This is a genomic window from Sporichthya sp. (assembly GCF_013815995.1).
Classification (GTDB): domain Bacteria; phylum Actinomycetota; class Actinomycetes; order Sporichthyales; family Sporichthyaceae; genus Sporichthya.
In genome coordinates this window covers 1-7,004 of sequence record NZ_JACDFE010000233.1, presented here as the reverse complement: position 1 = coordinate 7,004, position 7,004 = coordinate 1, and the positions used below count along the sequence as shown (strand labels likewise).

The 7,004-nt window shown below is 70.6% G+C and carries 9 protein-coding genes; 4 read left to right on the top strand and 5 right to left on the bottom strand.

Annotation, left to right across the window (positions count from 1 at the left end):
* The 4 genes from H0X00_RS20015 to H0X00_RS20000 all read left to right on the top strand — a co-directional run.
* A partial coding sequence (locus H0X00_RS20015) for a hypothetical protein (protein ID WP_293774235.1) occupies positions 1-272 on the top strand: 272 nt, incomplete at its 5' end.
* Positions 273-295: 23 nt separating this feature from the next.
* Complete coding sequence (locus tag H0X00_RS20010; RefSeq protein WP_293774234.1) at positions 296-844, top strand: DUF1990 family protein; 549 nt, start codon at positions 296-298, stop codon at positions 842-844.
* Between the two features lie 107 nt (positions 845-951).
* On the top strand, positions 952-1,122 hold the full coding sequence (locus H0X00_RS20005) for a hypothetical protein (RefSeq protein ID WP_293774232.1): 171 nt from the start codon (positions 952-954) through the stop codon (positions 1,120-1,122).
* Complete coding sequence (locus H0X00_RS20000; protein ID WP_293774231.1) at positions 1,104-2,192, top strand: HNH endonuclease signature motif containing protein; 1,089 nt, start codon at positions 1,104-1,106, stop codon at positions 2,190-2,192. The genes H0X00_RS20005 and H0X00_RS20000 overlap by 19 nt, the downstream gene beginning before the upstream one ends.
* A 159-nt stretch (positions 2,193-2,351) precedes the next feature.
* Here H0X00_RS20000 and H0X00_RS19995 read toward each other — a convergent pair whose 3' ends face one another.
* The 5 genes from H0X00_RS19995 to H0X00_RS19975 form a co-directional block, all read right to left on the bottom strand.
* On the bottom strand, positions 2,352-3,122 hold the full coding sequence (locus H0X00_RS19995) for an SDR family oxidoreductase (RefSeq protein ID WP_293774229.1): 771 nt from the start codon (positions 3,120-3,122) through the stop codon (positions 2,352-2,354).
* On the bottom strand, positions 3,122-3,712 hold the full coding sequence (gene idi / locus H0X00_RS19990) for an isopentenyl-diphosphate Delta-isomerase (RefSeq protein WP_293774228.1): 591 nt from the start codon (positions 3,710-3,712) through the stop codon (positions 3,122-3,124). Before idi ends, H0X00_RS19995 begins: the two co-directional genes overlap by 1 nt.
* Entirely contained in the window at positions 3,709-5,415 is a 1,707-nt protein-coding gene (gene pgm, locus H0X00_RS19985) for a phosphoglucomutase (alpha-D-glucose-1,6-bisphosphate-dependent) (protein WP_293774227.1), read from the bottom strand. Before pgm ends, idi begins: the two co-directional genes overlap by 4 nt.
* A 34-nt stretch (positions 5,416-5,449) precedes the next feature.
* A complete protein-coding gene (locus H0X00_RS19980) occupies positions 5,450-6,445 on the bottom strand; it encodes a sigma-70 family RNA polymerase sigma factor (protein ID WP_293774226.1) in 996 nt (331 codons plus the stop codon).
* A 148-nt stretch (positions 6,446-6,593) separates the two neighbouring features.
* Complete coding sequence (locus H0X00_RS19975; protein ID WP_367186707.1) at positions 6,594-6,890, bottom strand: co-chaperone GroES; 297 nt, start codon at positions 6,888-6,890, stop codon at positions 6,594-6,596.
* Positions 6,891-7,004: the final 114 nt, after the last annotated feature.

Sequence of the window (7,004 nt, the reverse complement as noted above, 5' to 3'; positions counted from 1 at the left end):
AGAGCGGACCCGGCCAGCGCATCGGTGTACGCGACCGCTCGACGGAGCTGGCCGGACCCGGGGCCACGGGCGGGGCCGGCCAGCGCCCCGGAGTCCCTCGGCCGTCACCTGGTGGTCGCGTAACGCGTGCGCCGGACGTCGACCGGACGGTCCGCGCGCTGCTCAACCACATCGTCTTCGAGAATCTGGCACACACGGCGCTGGCCACCGGCACCGAGATGCCGGGGCCGGACGCGCTAACCGATCACCTCGGCCGGACCGTCCCCGGCTGAGCACTACCGCACACAATGGCGGCGTGCGCCTGACCCGTGGCCCGAAGTCGCTCCTCGCGCAGTACGAGGGCGCGGCGTTCACCTACCCGGAGGTCGGTGCCACCGCGGGGACGCTGCCTGCCGGCTACCACCACCTGATCCGTCGCACCCGCATCGGCGACGGTTCCGCGACGTTCGAGCAGGCCTCGTCCGCGCTGAGCGCCTGGCGGATGCAGTCCGGCTCCGGACTTCGGGTTGCCACCAACGGGCCGGCCGAGGTCGGTCGCACCGTCGTGCTCGCGCTGGGTCGTCCAATCGGACTCGCCATTCCCTGCCGGGTGGTCTGGACGGTCGACGAGCCCCGCCGGCGCGGATTCGGTTACGGCACCTTGCCGGGCCATCCCGAGTCCGGCGAGGAATCGTTTATTCTCACCCTCGACGACGACGACGCGATCTGGCTGACCGTCACCGCCTTCACCCGGCCCGGCGATGTGGTGGTCCGGCTGTTCGGTCCGGTGGCGCGCGGTATCCAGTCGCACTTCATTGACCGCTACGGCCGAGCCCTGATCCGCGAGGCGAATCGCCAGACGTGAGGCTCTCGCCGATCGCCTGATTGGTCGTCAGACTCCTGTTACAGCAGGGTTTTCAGTGGCTGCCGTGACCAGATGGAACTGTCAGTGGTGCCCTCTACCTTGAGGGCATGGGTGGGGACCTGGTGGAGGCTTTCGCGGACCTGGAGTCCGTTGCCTCGGCCTGCCGCAAGCTGTTGGCCGAGAACTCCTGGCGCCTCGCGGACTCCGACATTGTGGACGTGACCCGCTGCCTGCATCGGGTGGAGTCGACAGTGCGTCGATGTCGGTCCAGGCGGTGAGCGCCGCCGCCGAGCGCAGTGTCCCGGACTCCACCGGCGCGACCTCGACCCGCGCGTGGCTGACCCAATTGCTGCACATCACCCCGCGGGCGGCCAAGGAGCGTGTGCGCCTGGCCGCAGGGTTCAAGGACGGCTACTCCGAGATCGGTGCCGCACTCGGCGAAGCCCGGATCAACTACGCGCAGGCCTCCGCGATCCACGCCACCGTCGAGGCCCTGCCCAAGATCGCGACCACCGAGCAGAAGGACGCGGCCCAGGCCTACCTGCTCGAGCACGCCTCCCATCTGCACGGCGACGACCTGCGCAAGTTGGGCAAGGTCATCGACGCCATGATCGACCCCGACGGGGTCGAGCCCCGCGAAGAGGGCGCCAAGGGCCGGCGCGGTCTGAACATCCGTAACCACCACGACGGCACCCAGACCATCGCCTGGCGCGAGACCGACGAGAACATCGCTCTGGTCAAAGCCGCGATGTCCGCGCTCTCCGTCCCCGTCCCCGCGGTCGACGGCGCGAGGGACGCCCGCGTCCCTGGCCTCCGCCGCGCCGACGCGATGATGGAGATCGTCGCGCAGGCGCTGCGCAAGGGCCGCCTGCCCCGCGCCCGCGGGGAACGGCCCCACCTGGTCATCACCGCCTCGATCGACGCGCTGCGCACCGGGCAAGGGTTCGGCGTCACCGGCTCAGGTGAGTCCCTCTCCGCTCAGGCAGTGCGCCGTCTGGCGTGCGACGCCGAGGTCTTCGGCGTCGTGATGGACCGCTGGCGCGCGCCACGGAGATGGGCCGGCGCAAGCGCACCATCACCCCCACCCAATGGGTCGCGATCTGCGCCCGCGACGTCGGCTGCGCCAGTGAAATTTCTCTGGCCCGGCTGCACCAGACCCTCGGAATTCTGCGTCGCCCACCACCTCCGGCCCTGGCTAGACCTCGGCCCGACCGACCTGGACAACCTCGCCCTGCTCTGCGCCCACCACCACGACGCCGTGCACCACAAGGGCTGGGACATCTTCCTGGGCGAAGACCGACATCCACGGCTCCGACCCCAACCTGGATCGACCCGGAGCGCACCGTAGTCCAGAACACCTACTGGAGCACCCAGCAGGCAATGGCCGACGCCCTCCGACCAGAACCCACCGAACCGGACTGAGCAAACCTGTCCGACCCGGCCGCCGTCAGTGCTGCCGTCAGTGCTGCCGTCAGTGCTTCCGTTAGCGCTGCCGTCAGTACTGCCGTCAGTGCTGGTGCATGTCTCCGAGCGGCACGGTGACGCCGCCGTCGACGACGAGGGTGTGCCCGGTGATCCAGGCCGAGTCGTCGGAGAGCAGGAAGGCGACCGCCGAGCCGATGTCGGACGGAATGCCGAGGCGCTTGAGCGGATACGGCGCGGCCGCGGCCTCCTCGTCTCCGGCGTAGAGCACCTCGGCGAACTTCGTCTTCACCACACCGGGCGCGATCGCGTTGATCCGGATCGTCGGGGCCAGCTCCACCGACAGCTGCTCGGTGAGCGCGATCAGCGCAGCCTTGCTGATGCCGTACACCCCGAGGCCGGGGCTGGCACCCAGGCCGGTCACCGAGGACATCGTGACGATCGAGCCACCGTTCTCGGCCATCCACGCCTCGTGCACCAGGCGGATCCACTCGATGGCGCCGATGATGTTGACCTCGAACACCTTGCGGACTGCCGCCGGCGGAGCCGACAGGATCGGGCCGTACACCGGGTTGACGGCGGCGTTGGCCACGAAGTGGTCGAGGCGGCCGAACGCGGCGATCGTCGCGTCGACGGTGGCGCGGGCGTGATCGGCGTCGTCGGCCTTGCCGGCCACCCCGAGAGCGACAGCGGAACCGCCGAGCTCCTTCACCGCAGCGGCGAGCGCGTCGGCGTCCCGACCGGTGATGGTCACCTTGCCGCCGCGGCCGACGATCTCCTCCGCGGCCGCGAACCCGATCCCGCGGCTCGCGCCGGTGATGAGCGTGACCCGGCCCTCGAACGATCCCTGCCCCATCAGTCCTCCGTCTGTGCCGCACCGGCGTGCGCGCCGGCGAGAAACGCTTCCACATGTCCCCCGGCGACCAGCGCCCGGACCTGCTCCTGGGCCCACGGCGAGATCGTGCTGTCCACCGCGGCCGCGGCCGCGACGAACTCCGGCCATGCCCACCACTCGGCCTCGGCGACCTCGTCCGGGTCAAGCGCGGGCTCGGCGTCCGAACGGGCCAGGAACACCGGGCACAGCTCGTACTCCTCGACCCCGGCGAAGCTGGCCCGGTAGGAGAACTCCGGCAGTGCGAGGGTCAGGTTCGCCGCGGTCAGCCCGAGTTCCTGGGCGAGCCGGCGCACAACTGCGTCGGCTGGCTTCTCGCCGGGGCCCGGGTGCCCGCAGCAACTGTTGGTCCACACCCCCGGCCAGGTCGCCTTGTCCAGCGCCCGCCTCGTCACCAGCAACCGGCCGTCGCCGTCGAAGAGATAGCAGGAGAAGGCCAGGTGATAGGGCGTCACCTCGCCGTGCACGCTTGCCTTGTCCGCCACGCCGCACGGGGTGCCGTCCGGGGTCAGTAGGACGACCTGCTCGGCCACGGCGTTGTCAGAGAAGCTCATGCCCCACCCAGCGCGGCCTGGACAACCTCACGCGCCTCGGCCTGGATCCGGGCCAGGTGGTCCGGGCCCAGGAAGGACTCGGCGTAGATCTTGTACACGTCCTCGGTCCCGGACGGGCGAGCGGCGAACCAGCCGCTCTCGGTGGTGACCTTCAGCCCCCCGATGGCCGCGCCGTTGCCGGGGGCCTTGGTCAACCGCTCCAGGATCGGCTCGCCGGCCAATTCCGTCGCGGTTACCTGATCCGGCGTCAGTTTCCCGAGCACGGCCTTCTGTGCCGGGGTCGCGGGTGCATCGATACGGGCGTAGGCCGGATCGCCGAACTTAGCGGTGAGCTCGGCGTAGCGCTCGCTCGGCGACGACCCGGTGACCGCTTGCAGCTCGGCGGCGAGCAGGCAGAGCAGCGGGCCGTCCTTGTCCGTGGTCCAGACCGAGCCGTCCTTGCACAGGAAGGAGGCACCCGCGCTCTCCTCGCCACCGAACAGCAGCGAGCTCTCGGCCAGGCCGGCGACGAACCACTTGAAGCCGACCGGCACCTCGATCACCGCGCGGCCCAGCGCAGCCGCGACCCGGTCGATCATCGCGGAGGACACCAGCGTCTTGCCGATCGCCGCCGCGGCCGGCCAACGGGCCCGGTGGCCCACGAGATAGTCGATCGCCACCGCGAGGTAGTGGTTCGGGTTCAGCAGCCCGCCGTCCGGGGTGACGATCCCGTGCCGGTCGGCGTCGGCGTCGTTGCCGGTGGCGATGTCGTAGCTCGACCGGGCCGCGATCAGCGAAGCCATCGCGTACGGCGAGGAGCAGTCCATCCGGATCTTGCCGTCCCAGTCCCTGGTCATGAACCGGAAGGTCGGATCGACGAGAGGGTTCACCACCGTCAGGTCGAGGTCGTAGCGGTCCCCGATCTCGGCCCAGTACGCGACGCTGGCCCCGCCGAGGGGGTCGGCGCCGATCCGCACCCCGCCGGCACGGATCGCGTCCAGGTCGACGGCGAGCGGCAGGTCGGCGACGTAGCGGCCAAGGAAGTCGTAGCTGCCGGTGGTGTCGGCGGCGCGGGCCTGGGCCAGCGGAATCCGGCGCACTTGGCCCAGACCCGAGGCGAGCAGGCCGTTGGCCCGGTCCTGGATCCAGCCCGTGGCGTCGGTGTCGGCCGGACCGCCGTGCGGCGGGTTGTACTTGAAGCCGCCGTCCTGCGGCGGGTTGTGCGACGGGGTGATGACGACGCCGTCCGCCAGGGCCTTCGTACGGCCGCGGTTGTGCACGATGACGGCGCGGGACAGGGACGGCGTCGGGGTGTACCCGTCCCGGCTGTCCAGCAGCAGCGTCACGCCGTTGGCGGCGAAGACCTCGATCGCGGTGGCCGCGGCCGGCTCGGAGAGCGCGTGGGTGTCCTTGGCCAGGAACAGCGGCCCGTCGATGCCCTGCGCGGCCCGGTACTCGCAGATCGCCTGGCTGGTCGCGGCGATGTGGTCGTCGTTGAAGCTGAGAGTCAGCGCACTGCCGCGGTGCCCGGAGGTGCCGAAGGCAACCCGCTGCGACGGCTCGGCCGGGTCGGGGTGCTCGGCGTAGTAAGCGGTGATCAGCCTCGCGACATCGACGAGGCCGGCCGACGGTGACACTGTGCCCGCCCCCGGATGGAGCGTCGGGGCGGGCAGCGCGGGCCGACCGGCCTCGGGGTGCACGCCCTTAATGAGCCCTGTGTTCATGGCGTTCAGTCTGCCCAGCGGTGCCGGGCCGGGCCTACCCGGCCCAGGCCACCAGGTCCGAGTCGGGACCGCGCAGGGTCGCCAGCGCTTCCTTCTCCAATTGGCGGACCCGCTCGCGCGTGATGCCCAGCGGGACGGCGATCTCGGCCAGCGTGCGCGGTTTGCCGTCACGCAGCCCGTAGCGCATCGTCAGCACCGCCGCCTGGCGCTCCGGCAGCGACTGCACCATCGAGCGCAGCGTGTCCATCATCGCGTTGTGCTCGGCGATCTCGGCCGCGGCGACCGCGTCGTCGTCGCTGATCAGGTCCGCGATCCGGGTCTCGCCGTCCTCGCCCACGTTCATGTCCAGGCTGACCGGGGCGCGCCCGATCCGCCGCAGTTCCACGACGCGGTCGACCGGTCCTTCGAAGGCTTCGGCCAGTTCCTCGACGCTGGGGTCGCGGCCCAGGCTCGCGCCCAGGGTGCGCTCCAGCCGGTTGAGGCGGGACAGTTCCTCGACCACGTGCACGGGGAGCCGGACCGTGCGGCCGAGCTCACCGAGGCCGCGCTGAATGGCCTGGCGGATCCACCAGGTGGCGTAGGTGGAGAACTTGTAGCCCTTGCTGTAGTCGAACTTCTCCACCGCGCGGATCAGCCCGAGGTTGCCCTCCTGGACCACGTCCAGGAAGGTCGCGTCCCGGCCGGCGAATTTCTTCGCCACCGAGACCACCAGGCGCAGGTTGGCCCGGACCATGTGGTCCTTGGCTGCCGGGCCGTCGGAGGCGAGCTGCTCGAGCTCCAGCCGCCGCTTCACCGTCAACCGCTTGCCGCCCTTGACCGCCGACTCCCCCAGCAGGCGCTCGGCGAACAGGCCGGCTTCGATCCGCTTGGAGAGCTCGACCTCCTGCTCGGCGGTCAGCAACGGGGTCATGCCGATCTCGTCCAGGTAGAACCGGACCAGGTCCGGGTCGCCGCTCTCGTCGGGCCGACCGGCTCGTCGTCCCTGGACCGGCACAGCGCGCTTCGTCGTCGTGGTGTCCTCCTGCCTCATCGGCTTCTCCTCCCCGTTCCGCGGTCGCGCATGCGATTCGCGTGTGGGTGGAACTGCGGATGGGTCCCGGTGTGTTCCCGGAACGGATCAAAACAGAACCCATACCTGACGCTCAGCGCGCACACAGCGACGCTGCGTGAAGGTCCGGTTACAGGTACAACCCGGGCGAACCGTCGTCGAGGCGCTCGGCCGCCACCGCGTGGACGTCGCGCTCCCGCAGCAGGACGTATTCAGTACCCCTGACCTCGACCTCGGAACGGTCCTCGGGGTCGAACAGGACCCGGTCACCGATGACCACGGAGCGCACATGCTGGCCGATCGCGACCACCTCGGCCCAGGCCAGGCGCTTGCCCATCTGGGCGGTGGCAGGGATCAGGATGCCCGCACCGGAGCGTCGCTCCCCCTCGCCGGCCTCGGTCTTCACCAGCACCCGGTCGTGCAGCATCCGGATCGGGAGCTTGTCCAGGTCGGGCTCGCGGGCGGGTTTCACCTGGTCAGCCTATGCGGCGGGTTCGTGAGCCGTTAAAGCCGCGATGCCCCGCAGCCGAAGCTGCGGGGC